We start from the raw sequence: 21,180 nt of genomic DNA on the forward strand, positions 1-21,180 counted from the left end.
TTGCCATAAAAAAATAATGGTATAACAAAAAGATACCATGGTTTTACTAATAGACAAGACAATTTTTTTCTAAACTTGCTAATGATAAAATGCGCAAGGAAAGTCAGCCAAAAAGTTATGGTGAATAGCGTCGTAGAAAGGTGTTTTTTAATTCGGGTTCAATGAAAAAGAAGCGGCGTTTGTGAGCCTTTTAAAGAGATTTGCCCATAAATAATGCGTTTATTTATGGGCAAATTTTAGCTTAGCTTATTGGTATCTAAAGAGACTAAACGGCTTTAGGTGATGCGACTCGAGTATTTAAACAATAAGTATCACCGTGACTAAGCATATGAAGTTTTAACCCTATCAAGGTAATGGAATCTCCTGTACGAGCTTCAGCCATTGAACTGTGCTGCAAATCAGAAGGGTCAACTACCGTAATACTTCCGTGTCCAACTACTTCTAGTAACCCGTCTGGCGCAATAAAGGCAGCGGTATTTTCACAAATTCCGAGTCCTGAAGCAAAAGGATTATATGAAACAGCAGAAAGTAGACGTCCTAAACGATTACGTTGACTAAAGTGTTGATCTAAAAGTACTTTACTTATTAAACCTAAGCCAGGAGCAAAAGTTACACCTTGCTCATTAGGTAATGCACCGGTAGAGCCACCTGCAATCATATGCTCAGGCATAATAGCGGCACCTGCAGATGTTCCTGCAACATGCACACCTTCAGAGTTTAATTTTCTTATACTCTGTGCAATCGAAGTACCGCCTAATATAGTCGACAAGCGTAATTGATTACCACCGGTAATAAAAATACCTGTTGCGTTTTCAAGTGCGGCTAAATAATCTTCGCGCTCAGCATCTTCTCTGCTATTTATCGGTAAAGATATCGCATTTTTGACATTAAGATTACGAAAAATAACTTCATAATTTGGCCCAGTCTCAGCAAGCTGTGACGCGGTTGGAATAATCACTATATTGGCATTTTCATCGCCACATAATTCTACAAAACGTTGTAGAATTATTGGGTCATCAACACGCTCTTCTGCCCCCCCGATTGGAATTATAAATCCCCTTTGCTGACCTTCAGCAATTTTTGCTGGACACATACCTACCTCTACTCAAAAGTTCCACTTACTACTGTTGTGTTGTCACGTTTATGCCAACGACCTTTTATCATCACGTCAGTAATTTCAAATTTGTTGTTAAGTACGAGCATATCGGCATCGTTATTACGTACTATTTTTCCTTTACTGTGTAAACGTAGCAACGTAGCCACGTTGCTAGTAAACATCGGTAAAATACTTTCAAGCGCAATATTCTTTCTTAATGTTGCTTGTAATGTTTCCAGTAATGTACTGGCTCGGCCAAAGTCCATGTGTTGTAATTCGCCTTGTTGATCGAAACAAGGTAAACAACCACCACCGTCTGAACTGACGGTTATTTTGTCCAAGGGTAAACCTCTTTGTACGGCAATTTCTATCGCATCGCATGCCTCTAAACCAGGCTCTGCTGTGCCTTCAGGAAAAGCGGTAATATCGATATAACAGCCGTGCGCTAATAATTTGCAACTGTCTTCAAATAATGGCTTATTTCGATTAACGTGCGTCGGATTAAAGACACGGGCAGGAATTTCTGTTTCATTAATCGCTCGCTCAATTAATTCAAGACGCCGTTCACCATCACCGAGATGAAAATGAATAATACCGGCTTTGCCTGTCAATAACCCCGCAACATGTGCTTCACTAGCTAGTTTTATTACTTCTTCAAAAGTTGGTTGGCTTGAACGATGATCGCTAATAGCAAACTCACCAATACCAATAACCGGCTCTAAAAAAGTAATATCTGCTTTTGCGCTACCAATTAACGTTGTTAACGGATAATGATAACCACCGGTCCAACAATATGCCGACATGCCTTCTTCACGGAGTCCGTAAACTTTGCTTATTAGGTTGGCAATACTTCGAGTGGTGTCATCTGTACCTAAAAGTCCAACTACAGTTGTCACACCCACTTGGGTAAATTCTGAAAGAGAAACTGGGGGAACTTGTGTTGAAAAACCTGCTTCACCACCACCACCGGTAATATGAGCATGACTGTCGATAAAACCTGGCACTAGGTATGCGCCATTAAAATCGATAACTTCAACCGGCCAGTTATCAGGGATATTATGGTGGGCATGATCAGATACATCAAAAATATCAGCGATTTTTCCACCAGCAATCAGCACATCTTTAATACCCATAGGAGCAGGGTTATAAAGGTTCACGTTTTTTAATAATGAAATCATAGGTTTACGGTAAGGCTTTATAAATGACGGGCAAGTATAGACTATTCTATACCTAGTCCTAAGGGTTGCAACTATAACATAGCTATAATTTCTCAGCCAACTACATTTGTAAACGAAAGGTTTAAATACTGTTTTACTAAGTATTTAAATCTATAGTGCATTGATAAGGTTCACGAAAGTGATAGTAATTCCGCGCCTAAACTAACGGTAGCTTTAACGTTTTAATCGTTTAATAAATGTATGGGGGATTTACGTGAAAAAGGTCTGAACTTAATATAAATAGCTAGCCCCTAACACTCGGTTAGAGGCACTATTATTGCTAACAAAAAAGTGTTAACTAGGTATAGCTTTAGCTAAAAGTTTGGTACTTTTATGCGTGGTAGTGTTTAACGCAAAAGCGTTTAAGGACGAGTTTGCCCTTGACCGGCAACACGGTATTTAAAAATGGTTAGCTGCTCTAAACCAACGGGTCCACGTGCATGTACTTTACCGGTCGCAATACCAATTTCAGCGCCCATACCAAACTCACCACCATCAGCAAACTGAGTTGAGGCGTTATGCATCACCACGGCAGAATCGACAGAGCGCATAAACGTTTCCGCGATTTCCGCATTTTCAGTGATAATAGCATCGGTATGTTTAGAGGAATGCTCTTCAATAAAATCAAGTGCTTCATCTAATCCAGATACTACTTTAACCGATAAAATCGCATCAAGGTATTCAGTATCCCAATCGGCTTCAGTTGCAACATTAATACGGGGATCGCAGGCTTGAGCCGCAACATCGCCACGAATTTCACAACCCGCTAAGGTGTCTACGAGTTGTGGTAAAAATTCTTTTGCTATTGCTTGGTCTAACACTAAACTTTCAGTTGCACCACAAACACCAGTTCTGCGTAATTTTGCATTTTTAATGATACTGAGTGCTTTGGTCAAGTCAGCGTCTTTATCAACATAAATATGGTTATTGCCATCTAAGTGTAACAAGGTTGGTACTTGAGCTTCGTTTCTGACTAGCTCAACTAAACCTCGGCCACCACGAGGAATAACTAAATCAACATAATCGGCACAGCGCAGTAAAGCGGCAACGGCAGATCGGTCATCGGTGTCAACCAGTTGTATACAGTTAGCCGGTAAGCCAGCCGCACGTAAACCCGTTGCCATACACTCAACAATAATACGTGTGGAATTTAAGCTTTCAGAGCCGCCACGTAAAATTACCGTATTACCTGACTTAAGACATAACGCGCCAGCATCTGCGCCAACATTAGGACGTGATTCATAAATCATCCCAATAACACCAATAGGTGTTGCTACACGGGTTATTTTAAGACCATTGGGACGGTCAAATTCAGCTAATACTCGACCGACAGGATCGGCTAGCTTGGCAATGTCTTCTAGCGCGACAGCCATACCTTCAACTCTTTCAGGGTTAAGCTCTAATCGGTCTACAAAAGAATCGGCTTTACCGGCTTTTTTAACGCTTAAAACATCGAGTGCGTTTGCTTTTAGCAGTGCGTCCATATTTTCACGAAGCGCATTTGCGGCAATAGTTAATGCTTTGTTTTTTTGTTCTGTCGTTGCACAGGCAAGTACTTTGGCCGCGGCTTTTGCTTGCTTACCAAGCGTGGTGATCATTGTTTCTATATCAGTATTCTTAGAGGTATTTGACATTAATTTTTATCCTTTTACTTGTTCATTTAACGCTAAACTGTTTGATCAACTTTTTTACTTGAATGATATTAACTTTTATTTTTATCGCTGATATTAATATCAAAAGCAATAATAAAAGTTCAGTTTAAAGAATTTAGGGTTTTCATCAAAAATGTTTGAGTGCGTCATTGCTGACTAGACTAAAGTTAGCGCAAGGCTACTGCACGTTGATAAGCCGATAAAACAGTTGAGTCAAATAGAGACGCTAACTGTTCATCTTGCATAAGCGCACTTAATCCTGCCGCTGTCGTACCATTTTTACTGGTTACTGAGTTTCGCAAAGTCTCGGCATCTTCTTTACTCGTTAAGGCCAACTCCATCGAACCACTGAGTGTATTCAATACCAACTCTCTTGCAGTTTGCGGTGAAAAGCCGAGTTTAATTGCCGACTCTATCCAACAACGTGCTATTTCAAAGGCATAACCAGGACCACTTCCAGCGACTGCCGTTACTCGGTCTAGCTCGTCTTCGCTGGTTGTTATGTGTGTAAAACCAACGGCATTGGTTAATGCTACAGCGTTTTCAATTTGAGCCGCACTACAACGAGAGTTTGCGAAAAGTCCGCTAACGCCTCTACCAATTTTTGCGGGTAGATTTGGCATAACGCGAACAATAGCTTGTTCGCCAATCAGTTGCTCTATTGAAGAAACCGAGTAGCCAGCAGCGATAGAAATAATGCAACCCGAATCAGCAAGATGACGACGATAGCTTGGTAATATTTTTTCAATAAGCTGTGGTTTAATCGCAATAACAATGATGTCGAAACGTTGATCAGCTAGCTCTTCAATGGCTTGTCTGACGATAACATTCTGCGGTGCTTTAACTAATGAGGGATTAATAATAGTGATGGTGTGATTTGTAGAGGTTGCCCAACGAGTCAATAAAGAACCGCCCATTTTACCACAACCAATCATAAGTAATGACATGAAACTCCTGTTGTTTTTTAGCTTACATTGAATGAAATGCAGATCGTTTTGCAGGTGTTCAGTACGAACTTTTTAAAATCCGATAATATATTTTTCAAAACGTTGAGTTTGAGTTCAATTGAAAAATTATCTTTTTTAGTATATGATATCTGCACTCATTTGTCGATTGCCGTCAAATTCTAACGTTTTTACCAACGTTTCAGCAATTTTTTATCTATTACTTTTAACGCGGTCAACCGCAGATAAATTTATGTTATCAGTAATAAGCAATAATTCTAATACGACAATAAAATATCACGAAAATAGCTGCAATTTGTTGAATCAATTTTGTGAATGATTCAACGCTACTATTTATTTTAATTAACCAGAGCACGGAGTAATTTTGCCCTCATTTGAACAACAAAAAACTGATAAATCTTCTCGAAACAAGCCACGTATCGTTATTAAAGTGGGTTCGAGTCTCTTAGCAAATGTTAAAAATTTAACACCTAGTTTTGCTTTTATGCATGGTCTCCTAAGTGACATATCTTTGTTACGCGAGCAAGGCTACGAAGTTGTACTGACCTCTTCTGGTTCAGTAGCATTAGGTCTAAATACGGTTGGTTGCACTATTGAAAATGCTAGTGTGCAAGATAAGCAAGCGGCTGCCGCTTGTGGACAACCCATCTTAATGCATGCCTACAAGCAAATTGCACTTGAGTATGGTTTTGATATAGCACAGGTTTTAGTTACCTTAGATGATTTAGAAAATAGACGTCGCTTTCTCAATATTAAAAATACCGTTCATCGCCTGATAAAACAAGGCGTAATGCCTATCGTCAACGAAAATGATACGGTGACTACAGAAGAAATTCGTGTCGGAGATAATGACAGACTTGCTGCTAAAGTCGCACAAATGATTGGCGCAGAGTATTTGTTTATTCTTACCTGTATCGATGGCGTGTATGACCGAGACCCTTCAGAAGAAGGCGCAATTTTTGTCGATTCTATCGAAGATGTTAGTAGTTATATGGAAGCGGCAAGCGGCACCAGCTCTTTAGGTACCGGTGGCATGCTAACTAAACTACAAGCGGCCAATATGGCGCAAAATGCTGGTTGTACAACCATTATTTCGAGAGGGACGATGGAAGCGCCTGTTACCGGAATATTGCAAGGTGATCGCAGACACACTAAGTGTATTGCTCACTCATCACCTTCATCTGCATGGAACATCTGGCTAACTGACCGTTTACAAATGGCCGGTAGTTTAGTGATAAAACAAGAAGTTGCTGATGCATTATTTGGCGGTGACGAAGGATTTACCTGTCACGATGTTGTTTCAATACATGGCAACTTCGAGCGCGCAGATGTGCTTCACGTCTACGACGAAAAAGGTGAAGAAATAGCACGTGGTTTGTGTAACTTCTCATCGGATGAAACAGCCATTATTGCTAGTCGTCCAGACGAAACAGTGCAAAATATCCTTGGGTATAGCGCTTCACAACGATTGATCAATAGTGAAAACTTGGTCGTCTTAAGTGAACATCATCTTTCTTGGGATGAACCTGTTCAAGATGATTAATTGATTAAATGACCTCTGCAGCAATGCAGAGGTTTTTTTTTATCACTTAAATACACTCGTCATTCTTACCTATTAAGTATTAGCCTCAGCTAACCGACTCAACTATGATTTTCTGTAAAACCTGCTTTTATCAATTAGTGGGCGATTAACTGCCTGACTACATCGAGTTACACCCGCATATAATAACTTAACGATGTTGATCTAATCGCTAAGTTAATTCGTATATAATTTTTTTGAATCTTCGAATTATATCTATGAAACGTTCCTTATACTGGGTGACTAACGATCTTCGTCTCAATGACAACATTGCACTTAACTTAGCCAGCCAAAGCGAACAATTACTTTGTGTTTATGTCGTTGATAAAAAGTGGTTCGAGCCAAAGAACTATCAATCTAAACCTTTGGGTGATAAACGCTGGCACTTTTTACAGGGGTGTTTGAGTGATTTTAATCAAAGTTTATTAGCATTAGATCAACAACTTTACATTGTTTACGGGGACACATTATCGAGTTTAACCGCGCTCTGTGAAAAATATGATATTACCGATGTTATTACCACACGTCTTCCTGGCACATATGAAAACAGTTTGATCGATGAGCTCGGTCGGCGTTTGCCCGAAGCGGATATTCATCAGGTCGATCAATTTACGTTATTCCCACATCACGTTTTACCCTTTGAACTTGAGCAACTCCCAATAAGTTATTCTAAGTTTAGAAAGGTGATGGCTGATATTAGCATCGCTGATGTTACACCCAGCACTCAATCTTTGCCCAGTATGTTTGCTAATATGCCTTCACCAACAATTTTTAGGCCATCGTGGTTACCTAACACACCTTATCAAAGGGCAAAGTGTGGTTATAATTTTGAGGGCGGTGAAACTGCCGGTTTAAAGCAGCTTAGTCGTTACTTTTCATCGGCTTTACCGGCTGATTATAAACAGGTTAGAAATAATTTAGACGGCTGGGATAATAGCAGTAAGTTATCGGCTTGGTTAAATTATGGTTGTATCTCTGCGCGGCAAGTAAACCGCTCCATTACTGATTTTGAAGAGCAGCAAGGGGAAAATAGTTCAACACAATGTCTATATTTAGAATTATTATGGCGAGAATACTTCCAGTGGTTACATTTTAAAGTAGGTGCAAAAACCTACCAATTTAAAGGTTTGGCTGAACATCCACCCTTAACTTCATTTTATCCTGAGCGTTTTAATAAATGGTGCTTAGGTCAAACTCCTTATCCGCTTGTTAATGCCTGTATGAATGAATTAATGACCACAGGTTATATAAGTAATCGAGCCCGTCAAATTGTAGCCAGTTGTTTGGTTAACGAACTCAGTGTTGATTGGCGATTTGGCGCGGCTTGGTTTGAAGAGCAGCTAATAGATTATGATGCTGGAGTTAATTGGGGTAATTGGCAGTATATTGCGGGTGTCGGCGTTGACCCTAGAGGTGGCAGACATTTCAATATTGAAAAGCAAACAGCACTTTATGACCCTGATGGGGTTTATCAGGCTAAGTGGCTTACCCGAGATGATTATTCGAGTAAGCCACTGGATTCTGTCGACGCTTCTGATTGGCCGGTGCAACCGCTAAATGACTAAGACACTTATTGAAGAAAAACCGATGAATACAGCGGTAAATGTTGTTTGGCTGAAACGTGATTTACGCCTCAGTGATCATCAACCTTTAGTGCAAGCGATTAAATCGGGTCAAACCTTGCTTTACTACGTCTTTGAACCGCTACTTATAAATGATCCTCATTATGATGAGCGGCATTGGCGTTTTGTTTGGCAATCTATTGCTGATATGAATAGTCAGCTAGCCGCTTTTAATTCACGTGTATATTTGTATTTTGGTGATGCAATAGCGGGCTTAATTGAAATCAATAACGTCTTTAAAATAAGCGGGTTGTTTAGCCACGAAGAAGTGGGTTTATTATCGACCTTTGAGAGAGATAAATCGGTACAACAGTGGTGCCAAGCACAAGATATAGTTTGGAGTGAGAGTCAATTTGGTGCAGTAAGTCGTGGCAAAAAAAATAGAATTGATTGGGACAAACACTGGCGCCAAGTGATGAAAGCCCCGCTGGAACAAGCCAAATTATCGGATGATGTTCTAGCGAGTTGCACATTAATAGATAAGCTATTTGTCTGCAGTTTTCCAATATCATGGTCAATAACGGATGACTTTATGCTTAAAGGTGGTGAGCTTTGGGCGCAAAGAACCCTGCAATCCTTCTTAAAGGGTCGTGGTAAGGGGTATCATTTTGATATATCTAAACCGCAAGCAAGTCGTAAAAGTTGCTCTCGGTTGTCACCTTATCTAGCCTGGGGCAATATAAGTTTAAGAGAGTTCTATCAAACTATTTTGATAACAAGATCAGAGCGGGGTTGGAAACGACCAATAGACGCGCTGGCTTCTCGGCTACATTGGCATTGTCACTTTATTCAAAAATTTGAAAGTGAACATCAAATGCAATGGCGACCCGTGAATAAAGCCTATAATGACTTAATGTATCCAGATATTCATTGTGGACTGAGTGTTGAAGAACGACTAGATAAATGGAAAACTGCGCAAACAGGTTATCCATTAATTGACGCTTGTATGCGTTGTTTAGAGCAAACTGGCTATATAAATTTTCGTATGCGGGCGATGCTAGTGAGTTTTTTATGCCATCATTTACTGGTGGATTGGCGATTAGGCGTTACCCATTTAGCACAATTATTTCTTGATTTTGAACCTGGCATTCATTACCCACAATTTCAAATGCAGTCTGGTGTTACTGGTACTAATATCATAAGGGTTTATAACCCGGTTAAGCAATCATTAGAGAAAGATAGTCATGGTGAATTCCTGAGAAAATGGTTACCTGAATTAGTTGAGTTACCCAATGAAGTTATTCATACACCCTGGTTATTGTCACCCATGGAACAACAGCTTTATCAATGCCAATTAGGTGATGATTATCCATCTCCTATGGTTGATATTAACGAAACAGGCAAGATTGCTCGCGATTTACTGTGGGGCTTTCGTCAACGATTTACCACTAAAAAAGAAGGGCAACGTATTGTAGCTAAACATGTTAGAGGTAATAAAAAAATATCCAAAGCTAAAAAACCTCAACAGTTAAAAATTGCAGAAAGTGATTAAGTTATCATGCATAAAAAATTAACGTTACCCGAGAAAAATTGCCAGACTTGTAAAAAGAATTTCTTTTGGCGTAATAAATGGCAAGCGTGTTGGGAAGATGTCCGCTATTGCTCTGAGCGTTGCCGACGTAGTAAAAATGGCAGCATCAGCTAAAATAATTATGTATAGATCAATTCAAAGTTAAATGTAAAGTAAGGTAAATTAATGAAGGCGAAACATCTTAGGCTAATATTAGGCGATCAACTTAATGTTATGCACAGCTGGTTTGAACGGGTCGATAGCGATGTGGTATATGTCATCGCAGAGCTTTATCAAGAAGCTAATTATACTAAGCACCACAGTCAGAAGATAACAGCGTTTTTTGCTGCTATGGATAATTTTGCTCAAACTCTGGAGAGTAAAGGGCATCAGGTTTGCTATTTAACCTTAGATGAAACAGCAAAATATCAAGATTTACCTGCTTTGATCGCCACATTAGTGACCACTTATGCCAGTGAAGATTTTAGTTTTATGCGTCCTGATGAATATCGATTGCGCGCGCAATTAAGCGAGATGTCAGCTCAATTATCGGTACCTGTCTATGAAGTTGACAGTGAACACTTTTTATTACCCTTTGATGAACTCGCTGATCATTTTAAAGCCGCTACCCACGTAAGAATGGAAAATTTTTATCGTTTTATGCGCAAGCGCTTTGCTATTTTAATGAATGGCGCCAAGCCTGAAGGTGATGCTTGGAATTTTGATGCGAATAATCGTCAATCCTTTAAAAAAACCGATCTTAAATTTATTCCTAAACCACTGGTCTTTGACAACCCAGCAAGTGATTATTTACAACGGATAAAACATCATAAGATTGACACGATAGGGCGTGAATCTGAGCATGTTGCTTATCCTATTAATCGCCAACAATCGCTAGAATTATTAACGTTCTTTTGCGAACATCAGTTAGAAAACTTTGGTAATTTTCAAGATGCGATGACTGTAGCCTCACCTTATGCTTGGAGTTTGTACCACTCGCGGCTGAGTTTTTCATTGAACTGTAAAATGCTTAATCCGCTTGAGGTCATTGAAACCGCTCTGGCTGCCTATCAAGCATCAGCAGGTAAGATAACCTTAGCGCAAATCGAAGGTTTTGTTAGGCAAATATTAGGCTGGCGAGAATATGTTAGAGGTATGTATTGGGCTAATATGCCTAATTATGCCGAGCAGAATTTTTTAGAGGCAAAGCGTGATTTACCCGCTTTCTTCTGGAATGCTAATACTAAAATGCAGTGCTTAAGAAGTGCTATCTCGCAATCACTCAAACATGCCTATGCTCATCATATTCAACGATTGATGATCACCGGAAACTTTGCTTTACTGGCTGGCATAACGCCTAGCCAAGTCGATGATTGGTATTTAGGTATCTACATTGACGCGATTGAATGGGTAGAATTACCGAATACCCGCAGCATGGCACTTTTTGCTGACGGTGGTTGGATAGCTACAAAACCTTATGCGGCTAGTGGTAATTATGTCAATAAAATGAGTGATTATTGCAAAGGTTGCCATTACAACGTTAAAGAAAAAGTGGGCGCTAATGCCTGCCCATTAAACAGTTTGTATTGGAATTTTATTGATCAAAATTATGATAAGTTTGCTGGCAATCATAGAATGAGTTTCCCTATTCGTAACTGGGATAAAATGGAGCCTGCGAAAAAAATTGAAATTAGAGAGCACGCAACACAGTTATTGAATAATCTAGATGATTTATAGGCTCATGAGTTAGCGCTGGCTAGATAGGCAGACCTTCAGTTAATGGATAAAAGTTAGGCGCTAATGGTCTTTATTTATCAGTGGCGCGTATAACGATTATGTTTATTTACTACCTTTAGGATCCTTTTATGCAATTTTCTATGGATGAAGAGTCAAGAATTATAGAAATGGCTTGGGAAGATAGAACACCATTTGAAGCAATAGAACATCAGTTTAGTTTGCAAGAGCCTGATGTTATTAAGTTTATGCGTAGTCACTTAAAACCTAGAAGTTTTAGATTATGGCGGGAAAGAGTAAGTGGACGCTCAACCAAGCATGTAAAATTAAGAAGTCCTGACGTATCGAGAGGATACTGCCCAACGCAATATAAACAACGTTGATCACAGCTATATAAAAAAATATCAATAAAAAGGGCATCTTATGATGCCCTTTTTCGTTTGATTTGTAAGTAATGACCCATAACGGGTCATACTTTTTAGACAATCAGTTGTTAATCTTCTTCAACTAAGGTCATCAGCGATGTATTACCACCTGATGCCGTCGTATCAATACTAATCGTTTTCTCGGTTAATAGACGCTGGATCAAATTATCGAAATATTCTGAACTGATCACTGGCAATATCGCCCCTTGACGTTCAGCTAATTTTTCACTGATAAAGTGCTTACGATCACAATGACTGTCGACCACAACACCTGACAAGGCAGGGTGCGCTAACATCGTTGATAAGTGGCGTAAACGTGCAACCTGAAAAACACCTTCATCAGCACCCGTTGAGAGGAACTTGTCTCTAAAGGCGATGGCTTCATCATAATACAAATCAGAAACAACACTAACAACGGTATTACCCGTAGCCAACGCCGTTACAATAGATAGTACCCAGAAGTGAAAGCTCACTGTCGCATCGGCAAAACAAATAATATTACCGCGGTTTTCCAAATACAACACATTAGACTCACCCGTTGGTCCTGGTAAGAATGTTGGCTTTTTCAAACGCTTTTCAATATCAATCAACTGCGAACGAGCGCCTTTTAAGGTCAGATTTAAATCGTCGGCTAAATCATCAACAATATCAATATGCGCAATTTTGGCTAACAGCTGACGAACACAAGAAAGACGGGTATTTAACTCAGTTAAGCGCCAGCCTTTTTCTGCTGCATTTGCTTTGTCCATAAACAAAGTTGAGGCTTTATCTGATTCTGCATCACCGTCTAAGGCTTCTACCTGCGAAGGTAGCAAGTTAAATTGTTCGGCATCTGGCGTAGCTTTTTCAATAACTAAACGTGTTAAGTAATTGGGTCCACCTGCTTTTGGTCCCGTACCTGAAAGACCACGACCACCAAAAGGTTGTACGCCAACAATGGCGCCAATCATATTACGGTTAATATAAACATTACCTGCGCGTGACAGCTTAGCTAAATCTAAGGCACGGTGTTCAATACGCGTATGAATACCCATAGTTAAACCAAAACCTGTACCATTAATTTTATCGATAACCGCTTCTATTTCATTGCCTTTAAAACGTACAATGTGCACACAAGGGCCAAAGACTTCTTTTTTAAGGACGCTAATATCTTTAATTTCATAAAGACGAGGCGCAAAAAAGAAATGCTCGTTACCTGCCACTTCAGCTGATATCTCACACTGATATAACAATTGACCATGGGTTTGCATATAGTCACTGTGTGCATTGAGCGCGCTGAGGGCTTTGTCATCAATTACTGGGCCGATATCTGTGCTTAAATATTCTGGGTTACCGACATGCAATTCTGCTAAGGCACCCTTAAGCATAGTAATGACATTATCAGCGATGTCTTCTTGTAAAAATAATACGCGAAGCGCAGAACAGCGCTGACCTGCCGATTGAAATCCTGAAGAAATAACATCGTCAACAACTTGCTCAGGCAAGGCTGTTGAGTCAACTATCATACAATTTTGTCCACCGGTTTCAGCGATGAAAGGCACCTGATCGCCACCTCTATCAGCCAACGTTTGTGAAATTATTGTGCCGGTTTCAGTGGAACCTGTAAACATAACGGTTTGAATACGAGCGTCAGGCACAATAACACTGCCCACTTCGCTTCCGCGAGCAATAACCGCTTGAACAACACCTTCAGGTAGTCCAACCGACTCCATTAGTTCAATGGTGCGCAAGGCAATTAAACTTGTTTGTTCAGCAGGTTTTGCTAATACGGTATTACCGGTAGCGATTGCCGCAGCAACTTGCCCTAAAAATATCGCTAATGGAAAATTCCATGGGCTGATACACAGTACAACACCACGAGCTTCTAAGCGTTCATCTTCTTCGAGTTCAATCGCTTGGTTAGCATAATAACGACAAAAATCGACGGCTTCTCTGACTTCATCAATACCATCTTGCGCAATTTTACCCGCTTCTTTAATACATAAGGCGATAAGTTCGTCCATATGGCGTTCAAGAATATCGGCAACGCGACATAACAAATCGGCACGTTCAGATACCGGTGTTTTCGACCACGAAGCAAATGTTGCTTGTGCGGTGTCGATCATTGCCAGCATGTCATCTTTAGTGTGGTGTTGATGGAAACCTATGACTTCACTATGGTTGGCGGGGTTTTTAACCGCTACCGAGCCTGAAGGCACATCATTTTCATTGATGTGATGATCGGTAAACCAGTTATCTAATGATAATTTTAACGGCGCTATAGCATTAATATCGGTTAAGTCTAGCCCTTTAGAATTATCACGGCCCAGACCTTTCGCATCATGATACAAGGCGATAGGTTTAACTATTTGGTGGTTATATTTATCTTTTAAACGCTGGGTTTTTTCAACGGGATCGCCCAATAAAGACTCGACTGGCTGAGACTCATCAACGATAGCATTAACAAAAGAAGAGTTAGCGCCGTTTTCTAATAAACGACGCACTAAGTAAGCTAATAACTCTTCATGATGACCAACAGGAGCGTAAATTCGACATTGAATATTTTCACTTGAGACAATTTGGTCATATAAAGAATCGCCCATGCCATGTAAACATTGAAACTCAAAACCTTCTTTATCATCGCCAGCTAGCTCAACAATGGTTGCCGCTGTGTAAGCATTATGCGTAGCAAACTGTGGATAGATACTATCTCTATATTCCAGTAATTTATTAGCACAGGCGTGGTAAGAAACATCGGTAGAAGACTTACGCGTGAAAACAGGGAAATGCTGAAGACCATCTTTTTGAGCATTCTTAATTTCAGTATCCCAATAAGCGCCTTTAACCAAACGGATCATCATTTTTCGGTTAGCACGTAGGGTTAAATCACGTAACCAATCGACGACAAAAAGCGCACGTTTTTGGTAAGCTTGTAAAGCCATGCCAAAACCTGTCCAATCGCCTAACTCGCTATCGCTAAAAACCGCTTCAATAATATCAAGTGATATATCTAAGCGTTCAGACTCTTCGGCATCAACGGTTAAGCCAATGTTATAACTTTTTGCTTGTAAGCAAAGTGCTTTAAGTTTTGGCACAATTTCGGCCATAACGCGGGCTTTGTGGGTAAACTCGTAGCGAGGATGAATGGCTGAAAGCTTAACCGATATACCGGGCACTCGGCGAGGATCATTTTTACCTGAGGCGCGAGCAACAGCGCCGATGGCATCGATTGCAACTTGATAAGATTTAAAGTAACGATCAGCATCCGCCATGGTGCGGGCACCTTCACCGAGCATATCGTAGGAATAGACATAACCTTGCTGTTCTTTAGTGGCAGCACGCGCTGTTGCCGCTTGAATAGTTTCGCCCATTACAAACTGCTTACCCATGATTTTCATGGCGTAGTTCATTGATTTACGAATAACTGGCTCGCCTAAGCGACCAATGACTTTTTTCAATAAACCAAAGCTGTCTTTTTTACGTTTATCGGCATAATTAACCATAGTGCCGGTAATTAATAAGCCCCATGATGAAGCATTAACAAACAGTGAATCACTGCTGCCTAAATGACTGCTCCACTGGCCTTGAGAAATTTTGTCACGAATTAAGGCATCTTGAGTATGTTTGTCTGGCACACGTAATAAGGCTTCTGCCAAACACATCAATACCACACCTTCTTCACTGGAGAGTGAGTACTCTTTTAATAGGGAATCAATTGCGCCATTCCCAGATTGGTCTTCACGAATTTGTAAAACCATTTTGCGAGCTCTTTCCCAAGCTCTACTTCTAGCACTAACATTAACTTCTGCCACAGGTAGAATATGATCTACTGCTATATTTTCATCAATACGATAAAATTCACGGATTTTCTGACGAATTGGGCAGTCTGTGCTAAACGAACCATTAAAAAGCATATACTCTTCCTCAAAATGACTACATAACAGCTTGGTGCTATATAGCGATAGTTACAATAGAATTTGTTTGTTTAATTCTGATTTGCCTAATTATAAATGTCGCTATAGTACAATACCACCATAGAATGTATTTCCTGGTCAAATAAGATATAAAATATACGGTATAATATATATAGTTGCCTAAAAATACTGCTGTTTACGCTAAGTTGCCATGGCATTTACTTAGCATTTACTTGCTATGGTTTAGTCAATATTTAGTGAGTGTTTTGTATTGCTAAGTCATTTCTTAATGCTGAAATTAAACCAACCCCTAGCGCTTACTACCGAGCGGCAAACAGCCTTATATTTGTATCACTTTTATGTAAAAAAAAAGCCCAGACATGCTGGGCTTTATCAATATTAACGCTGAATTTTTAAAGGTTATTCACCTTTTGGGTTATAAATCCACAGGGCGTTGTTAACATGTTTACTGGTGTCTTCACCAATTAAAACACGACCATCATCCATCACCGCTAAATTATCAGGGTTGGATATACCATTAACATCGCATTTGTTGCCATTGGCATCGCCGTCTGAATTATAAGCGCCACCGACAACGACTGGTTCCATGCGGTTAACGTTAAAGTCTGTTTGGACACCAAAGCGATATACCGCGCCACAGTAAGCTGATGAATCAAGCTGAATATCACCTTCATTATCAACCATACCTTTTCCAACTGAAGACATAGCAACATACATGTAAGGTACGGCACCACTGGCAACACCATCATAATTAATCACTACACCTTCCATTTTACGAAATTCAGTGGTCGCGCCTTTGGCTTTAGCTGCTCGTAACGTTTCTAAAAATGCGTAACGGTCGTCGCCAGCTCCATTTATTGCCCAATCATCTATTTCTGTTTGAGTGATATAGCTGGTTTCACCTTCAATATAATCAGCTTCAGTAATACCGTTATATGAATTTATCCAGGTTTTTATTTCGGTATTATTACTGCTACCTAACTCAATCCACTGAATATCAAAGCCGGCTTTTGCTGGCGCACTTGTTGCGTCTTGCGTTAATTTAGCGGCATATAAAGTGCCGGCGCTTAAATCGCCTGCGTTAGTGGCAACAAATTTATAAAAGGCTTTATTTGAACCATCATCAGTGGTGTAAACTGTTTTCCAATCAGGCATTACCACCGAATTTTCATGGGCAACACGACCTAAGGTAAAATGCTTTACTGGCGTTGGGCTCGTTGAAGTTGGGTCTGTAATTTCAACTATATAGCCGTAATCATAGGGGTTGGGTAATGTTGAACTTGCTAAATAGGTTTGTAAGTTTTTAACATCTGGGTAGCTAGGATAGCCATCTAAGTAAGCGGTGTTATTCCATTGCTCGGTATTTTCAGCTTCGTAGTTTTCTTCTGACGTTAAAGGGGTATTCCATGGTGAAAGCGTACCAAAACAATTAATGATTGTGCCTAATACCGCTGAAAAATCAACGTTAATCGCATCACCTATTGTCCAAGTTCCACTGTCTTCTTTAGATAGTTCTATACGGCTCATTGCACCTGGGCGATCTTCCCATGCGGTGAATAAAAAACCTGTGTCACCACTGGCAGAAGTTGGAACGAAGGCATTAAAATCAGGATCTTGAGATTGCTTAATCTTAGTGGCTTGATCAGCACTAGCAATCGCGCCTAAACCATGAGGCAATTGGTTATTCAAGGTATCACCCGCTTGCCCCAAAACTTGGTAGGTTCCGGCAACGACCCGTACTGCCATTTTTTCTGTATCGGTTGTTGGAACCGATAAACTCTCAGTCATAGGGTCAAGCGTACCCCAGTCAAATCCCGTTACTACGCCAACTTTTGCTGGTGTTTCGTTACCTGACAGATCTGAAGGGTGTTGTACATTAAAGAAAAGTTCATCGTTATCCGTTAAAAACATACCCGTAATTTCTGCACCTACTGGCACGGTTGCTAAGCGGGTTAGTTTTGCTGCAGCTGTCAGGTTTTGCCCATTAGCCCCATCACTCCCGTTAGCGCCATCAGTACCATCAGCACCGTTGACACCATCATTGCCATTGCTACCATCTAATCCAATGACCCCATTAGAACCGTTTGTACCATTTTTACCGTCATCACCACCACACGCTGTTAACATTGACGAACCGAGAATCACTGCTATGAGTGTCGCTATTTTTCTTTTTTTTAGATTCAGCATTTTATCTTCCTAGAGTTATGTGTAAAAACGCTATTAAAGTAATATCGGGGTGTGACATTTAGGTGACGTCTTTTTGACTTTATTGTTAAGAAAATATGAAAGTGCGCTTCAAATAACTGTAATAAAAGCCTTGTATAATTTACTGAATATATAAATGAGGGGCTATTAAAGCTTATGAAAAATTACGTATTAATATTTAGTTTACTAGTGACGATTTCCTTTATTGGTTTTTCGAGTTTATCAAAAAGTGAAAAAATGACTCAGGGCTTATTACCCGAAGTAGACATGAGTGAAATAATCACGCCAACAGCTAATGGCAGCATTAATGAAGAAGCACCTATTCCATCGCAGTGTTACACCAAAACTGCAGGGAGTAACAATCCCTGTTACACCTGCCATCAAACCTATAGCCATACTGAAACTGATAGTTACCGCAATAATTTACGTAATGACGGGGTTAATCAGGGTCTTTACAATTTTTCGGATGAAGGTGAAGGTAATAGCTGGAAAAACTTATTTGTTAACCGCGAATCCTGGATAGCAAAAATATCTGATGAACAAATAGCACAATACATAGATCAAGATAACTACAGTCAATTGTCGACGACATTAAAAGATAATAACTGGCAAGGTTTTATTCCCGACTTGGAAAACTATAATTTAGCCGGTGAAGCCTTTAATGATAAAGGTATTGCTAAAGATGGCACAGGTTGGGTGGCGTTTAATTACAAACCCTTTCCGGGAACCTTTTGGCCAACGAATGGCGCCACAGATGATGTATTAATTCGCTTATCAGCAGAGTTTAGGCAACTTAATGGCGAATATAATGAAGATGTCTATTTAATTAATCTTTCGTTAGTTGAAATGAGTATTAAGGCTTTACCACAAATAGATATTTTCCCAGCCGATGAAGTAAAGCTTAATAGCGACTTAAATATAGATGGTCAATTAACCAGACAAGTTGAATTATTGTTAGCTCAAGAATACTTTGTTGGCGATGCCAAGCAGATTAAAGTGCCTCGTCAACAATACCCGGTTAACACCGAAATTATGCATTCAGTTCGTTATGTTGGGATTGATACAAAGGGTGAAACCACTATTCCGCAACGGATGAAAGAGTTGCGCTATATGACTAAAACGCAATTATTAAATGACTCGGCAATAGACAGCGCTTATCGGCGAGAGCGAAAAGAGAAACTTGATGAACAATTACCCAGTTATATCCGTGTTAAAGACCGTGGTTTTAATAATAAATTTGGCTGGCTTATTCAAGGCTTCATAGAAGATTATAATGGTGAGTTACGACCTCAGTCTTATGAAGAAACTTTCTACTGCATGGGGTGTCACTCCGCTATAGGTACCACAATTGATCAAACGTTTGCTTTTCCAAGAAAAGTAACTGGACGAGCAGGTTGGGGCTATATCAATTTAAAAGGTATGAAAGATGCACCATCGAAAGGACAGCAAGAGGGAGAGATTTTACAATATCTGCAAATTAATGGTGGCGGTAATGAGTTTCGAGAAAACATGGAAATGCACAGCAAGTGGTATAAAAAAGATGGCTCTGTTGATAAGGAGAAAGTAAAGCAAGCGGATGTTTATGCGTTAATTACCCCGTCCAAGCAACGTGCTTATGCGATGAATAAAGCCTATACCCAAATTGTCAGAACGCAGAGTTTTATTCATGGCCGCGATGTCAATATTACGCCTGCAATTAACGTTCATAAGACGATCGATGAATCAGTTGCACCATTAGAGCCAGAGCATCGAGTAGAAGGGTGGGATATTCGTTTAGATTGGTCAGATAAAGTTATAAATTAAAAAATAGTCCTATAATTCATTATTGTTTTGTGTCGCTTAAATTGACTTTTAATTAATGGAAACTCAGCTTTGTAAAGGGCTATTTTATTTAACATCTAGCCGTTTTATAAGAGTTAAGCGTAATTTATAGCGGGCTTTTCAATAATTTTTATAATGTTTTTTTTGATCTGTTATCGAATCTCAATGCGTATAAAACTAAAAATAACCAGATAAAATAATTTAGCTTAATGACCACCTTGTTGGTTGAGTAGTGTTCGATATAAGGCTTTTATTTGAGTTATTGTGTTAGCTATTCAAACAGTTGTTTGGAGTTTGAGCTCTAAAATAGTACTTGGAAAATCAGCCTAGCTGATCTATCTTCTCTTTACAAAATGTGTTTTTTTTGGTATTTTTACACCACTTTTTTGATTGGTAAGACCAATTTACCTCTTGGTTTTTTAGAAGATTTACAAAGAAAGTTTAATCACTTTTTAGTTTTATCTAACTCTAGGCCAATAAAACTATAGGTTAAGCTGTTAGTTATGACATTGTCAGGTATCCAAAAGCCAGTTAAGCAAGCAAAATTGTCGGATGTAATTTTACGACAATTAGAAGCCTTGATTCTTGAAGGTAGCTTGCAAGCAGGTGAAAAATTACCACCTGAACGAGAGTTAGCAAAACAATTTGATGTTTCTCGACCCTCATTACGCGAAGCTATTCAAAAGTTAGAAGCTAAAGGCTTAGTAAATCGTCGCCAAGGTGGTGGCACATTTGTTAGTGACCAAATTTTATCAGGCTTGTCTGATCCGTTATTTGAGTTAATGTCGAAAAGTAAAGAGTCGCAATTTGATCTCTTAGAGTTTCGTCATGGTATTGAAGGTATGTCGTCATATTATGCGGCGATGCGAGGCACGGAAAATGATTTTGCTGAAATACAGAAAAAGCATGACGGTATCGGCAATGCCCAGTTAGAAAATGATTTACGTTTAGAGGCTGAAGCTATATTCGACTTTTATCTTGCTATATGTGCGGCGTCACACAATGCGGTCACCCTGCACTTAGCGCGAAGTATGTCGAGTTTGTTGATTGATAATATTGAGCAAAATCTTACTGTTTTAGCTAAGCGCCCAGATATATTTGCGCAAATGGCTGAATTTAGAAAACGCTTGTTAGACGCAATTATTAGTGGTCAGCCACAAAAAGCTTGGGGGGCAAGCCACCGTCACCTCGCTTTTATAGAAGAAGTGCTACTAAAAATGTCACAAGAAGATAGTCGCATGGAAAGATCAATGCGCAGAATGCAACGTAGTGAATATTAATAGCTATTACGTTGCAAAATAAAATTTAGAAAATAACTGTTTAACGTTAATCAAAGCATGTAAATATGCAAAAGTTGACTATCTTTAAACACAGAAATTTAACTTATAGCTATCATAATTTAAGATGTTGAAGTTTAGTGTGAGTGCAAAATTATAGATA

The 21,180-nt window shown here is 39.6% G+C and carries 14 protein-coding genes; 8 read left to right on the plus strand and 6 right to left on the minus strand.

The features are described from left to right. Window positions 1–265 precede the first annotated feature (265 nt). From H4J62_RS03635 to proC, 4 genes are all read right to left on the minus strand, one after another. Window positions 266–1,093 carry a cyanophycinase gene (locus tag H4J62_RS03635; protein WP_182213672.1) on the minus strand — a complete coding sequence of 276 codons (828 nt, stop codon included), beginning with the start codon at window positions 1,091–1,093 and terminating at the stop codon, window positions 266–268. Window positions 1,094–1,101: 8 nt separating this feature from the next. Then, a complete protein-coding gene (gene iadA, locus H4J62_RS03640) occupies window positions 1,102–2,274 on the minus strand; it encodes a beta-aspartyl-peptidase (protein WP_182213671.1) in 1,173 nt (390 codons plus the stop codon). A 401-nt stretch (window positions 2,275–2,675) separates the two neighbouring features. After that, window positions 2,676–3,947 (minus strand): glutamate-5-semialdehyde dehydrogenase, encoded by a 1,272-nt coding sequence (locus tag H4J62_RS03645; protein WP_182213669.1) that lies wholly within the window; start codon window positions 3,945–3,947, stop codon window positions 2,676–2,678. Window positions 3,948–4,132: 185 nt separating this feature from the next. After that, window positions 4,133–4,912 (minus strand): pyrroline-5-carboxylate reductase, encoded by a 780-nt coding sequence (proC, locus tag H4J62_RS03650; RefSeq protein ID WP_182213668.1) that lies wholly within the window; start codon window positions 4,910–4,912, stop codon window positions 4,133–4,135. Between the two features lie 382 nt (window positions 4,913–5,294). On the opposite strand from proC, the gene proB reads away from it, so the two are divergent. The 6 genes from proB to H4J62_RS03680 all read left to right on the plus strand — a co-directional run bounded on the left by proB (window position 5,295) and on the right by H4J62_RS03680 (window position 11,758). Beyond that, window positions 5,295–6,473 carry a glutamate 5-kinase gene (gene proB, locus H4J62_RS03655; protein ID WP_182213667.1) on the plus strand — a complete coding sequence of 393 codons (1,179 nt, stop codon included), beginning with the start codon at window positions 5,295–5,297 and terminating at the stop codon, window positions 6,471–6,473. A 254-nt stretch (window positions 6,474–6,727) separates the two neighbouring features. Further along, a complete protein-coding gene (locus tag H4J62_RS03660) occupies window positions 6,728–8,074 on the plus strand; it encodes a DASH family cryptochrome (protein ID WP_182213665.1) in 1,347 nt (448 codons plus the stop codon). Then, complete coding sequence (locus H4J62_RS03665) at window positions 8,067–9,623, plus strand: cryptochrome/deoxyribodipyrimidine photo-lyase family protein (protein WP_259364719.1); 1,557 nt, start codon at window positions 8,067–8,069, stop codon at window positions 9,621–9,623. Before H4J62_RS03660 ends, H4J62_RS03665 begins: the two co-directional genes overlap by 8 nt. Before the next feature lie 6 nt (window positions 9,624–9,629). Continuing rightward, window positions 9,630–9,776 carry a DUF2256 domain-containing protein gene (locus tag H4J62_RS03670; RefSeq protein ID WP_182213663.1) on the plus strand — a complete coding sequence of 49 codons (147 nt, stop codon included), beginning with the start codon at window positions 9,630–9,632 and terminating at the stop codon, window positions 9,774–9,776. 51 nt (window positions 9,777–9,827) lie between these two features. Continuing rightward, complete coding sequence (locus H4J62_RS03675) at window positions 9,828–11,378, plus strand: cryptochrome/photolyase family protein (RefSeq protein WP_182213662.1); 1,551 nt, start codon at window positions 9,828–9,830, stop codon at window positions 11,376–11,378. Window positions 11,379–11,506: 128 nt separating this feature from the next. Continuing rightward, window positions 11,507–11,758: a TIGR03643 family protein gene (locus H4J62_RS03680; RefSeq protein WP_070375800.1), complete on the plus strand. Its 252-nt coding sequence runs from the start codon at window positions 11,507–11,509 to the stop codon at window positions 11,756–11,758. Between the two features lie 110 nt (window positions 11,759–11,868). Here H4J62_RS03680 and putA read toward each other — a convergent pair whose 3' ends face one another. Then, entirely contained in the window at window positions 11,869–15,693 is a 3,825-nt protein-coding gene (putA, locus tag H4J62_RS03685; RefSeq protein ID WP_182213660.1) for a bifunctional proline dehydrogenase/L-glutamate gamma-semialdehyde dehydrogenase PutA, read from the minus strand. A 420-nt stretch (window positions 15,694–16,113) separates the two neighbouring features. Continuing rightward, window positions 16,114–17,901, minus strand: a complete 1,788-nt coding sequence (locus H4J62_RS03690; RefSeq protein ID WP_182213658.1) for a PhoX family phosphatase — start codon at window positions 17,899–17,901, stop codon at window positions 16,114–16,116. 174 nt (window positions 17,902–18,075) lie between these two features. Here H4J62_RS03690 and H4J62_RS03695 point away from each other — a divergent pair, with 174 nt between their 5' ends. Further along, window positions 18,076–19,722, plus strand: coding sequence for a hypothetical protein (locus H4J62_RS03695; RefSeq protein WP_182213656.1), 1,647 nt, complete (start codon window positions 18,076–18,078; stop codon window positions 19,720–19,722). Between the two features lie 536 nt (window positions 19,723–20,258). Continuing rightward, the gene (pdhR, locus tag H4J62_RS03700) at window positions 20,259–21,020 is read left to right on the plus strand and encodes a pyruvate dehydrogenase complex transcriptional repressor PdhR (RefSeq protein WP_157471132.1); all 762 of its coding nucleotides are present in this window, start codon (window positions 20,259–20,261) and stop codon (window positions 21,018–21,020) included. The last annotated feature ends 160 nt before the right edge of the window (window positions 21,021–21,180 follow it).

The organism is Colwellia sp. BRX8-5, assembly GCF_014077325.1.
Taxonomy (GTDB): Bacteria; Pseudomonadota; Gammaproteobacteria; order Enterobacterales; family Alteromonadaceae; genus Colwellia_A.

Coding starts and splice junctions, on each gene's coding strand:
- H4J62_RS03690 (WP_182213658.1), bottom strand. CDS start 17,901: ATGCTGAATCTAAAAAAAAGAAAAATAGCGACACTCATAGCAGTGATT.
- H4J62_RS03645 (WP_182213669.1), bottom strand. CDS start 3,947: ATGTCAAATACCTCTAAGAATACTGATATAGAAACAATGATCACCACG.
- H4J62_RS03665 (WP_259364719.1), top strand. CDS start 8,067: ATGACTAAGACACTTATTGAAGAAAAACCGATGAATACAGCGGTAAAT.
- putA (WP_182213660.1), bottom strand. CDS start 15,693: ATGCTTTTTAATGGTTCGTTTAGCACAGACTGCCCAATTCGTCAGAAA.
- H4J62_RS03635 (WP_182213672.1), bottom strand. CDS start 1,093: ATGTGTCCAGCAAAAATTGCTGAAGGTCAGCAAAGGGGATTTATAATT.
- H4J62_RS03675 (WP_182213662.1), top strand. CDS start 9,828: ATGAAGGCGAAACATCTTAGGCTAATATTAGGCGATCAACTTAATGTT.
- H4J62_RS03660 (WP_182213665.1), top strand. CDS start 6,728: ATGAAACGTTCCTTATACTGGGTGACTAACGATCTTCGTCTCAATGAC.
- H4J62_RS03680 (WP_070375800.1), top strand. CDS start 11,507: ATGCAATTTTCTATGGATGAAGAGTCAAGAATTATAGAAATGGCTTGG.
- iadA (WP_182213671.1), bottom strand. CDS start 2,274: ATGATTTCATTATTAAAAAACGTGAACCTTTATAACCCTGCTCCTATG.
- H4J62_RS03695 (WP_182213656.1), top strand. CDS start 18,076: ATGAAAAATTACGTATTAATATTTAGTTTACTAGTGACGATTTCCTTT.
- proC (WP_182213668.1), bottom strand. CDS start 4,912: ATGTCATTACTTATGATTGGTTGTGGTAAAATGGGCGGTTCTTTATTG.
- H4J62_RS03670 (WP_182213663.1), top strand. CDS start 9,630: ATGCATAAAAAATTAACGTTACCCGAGAAAAATTGCCAGACTTGTAAA.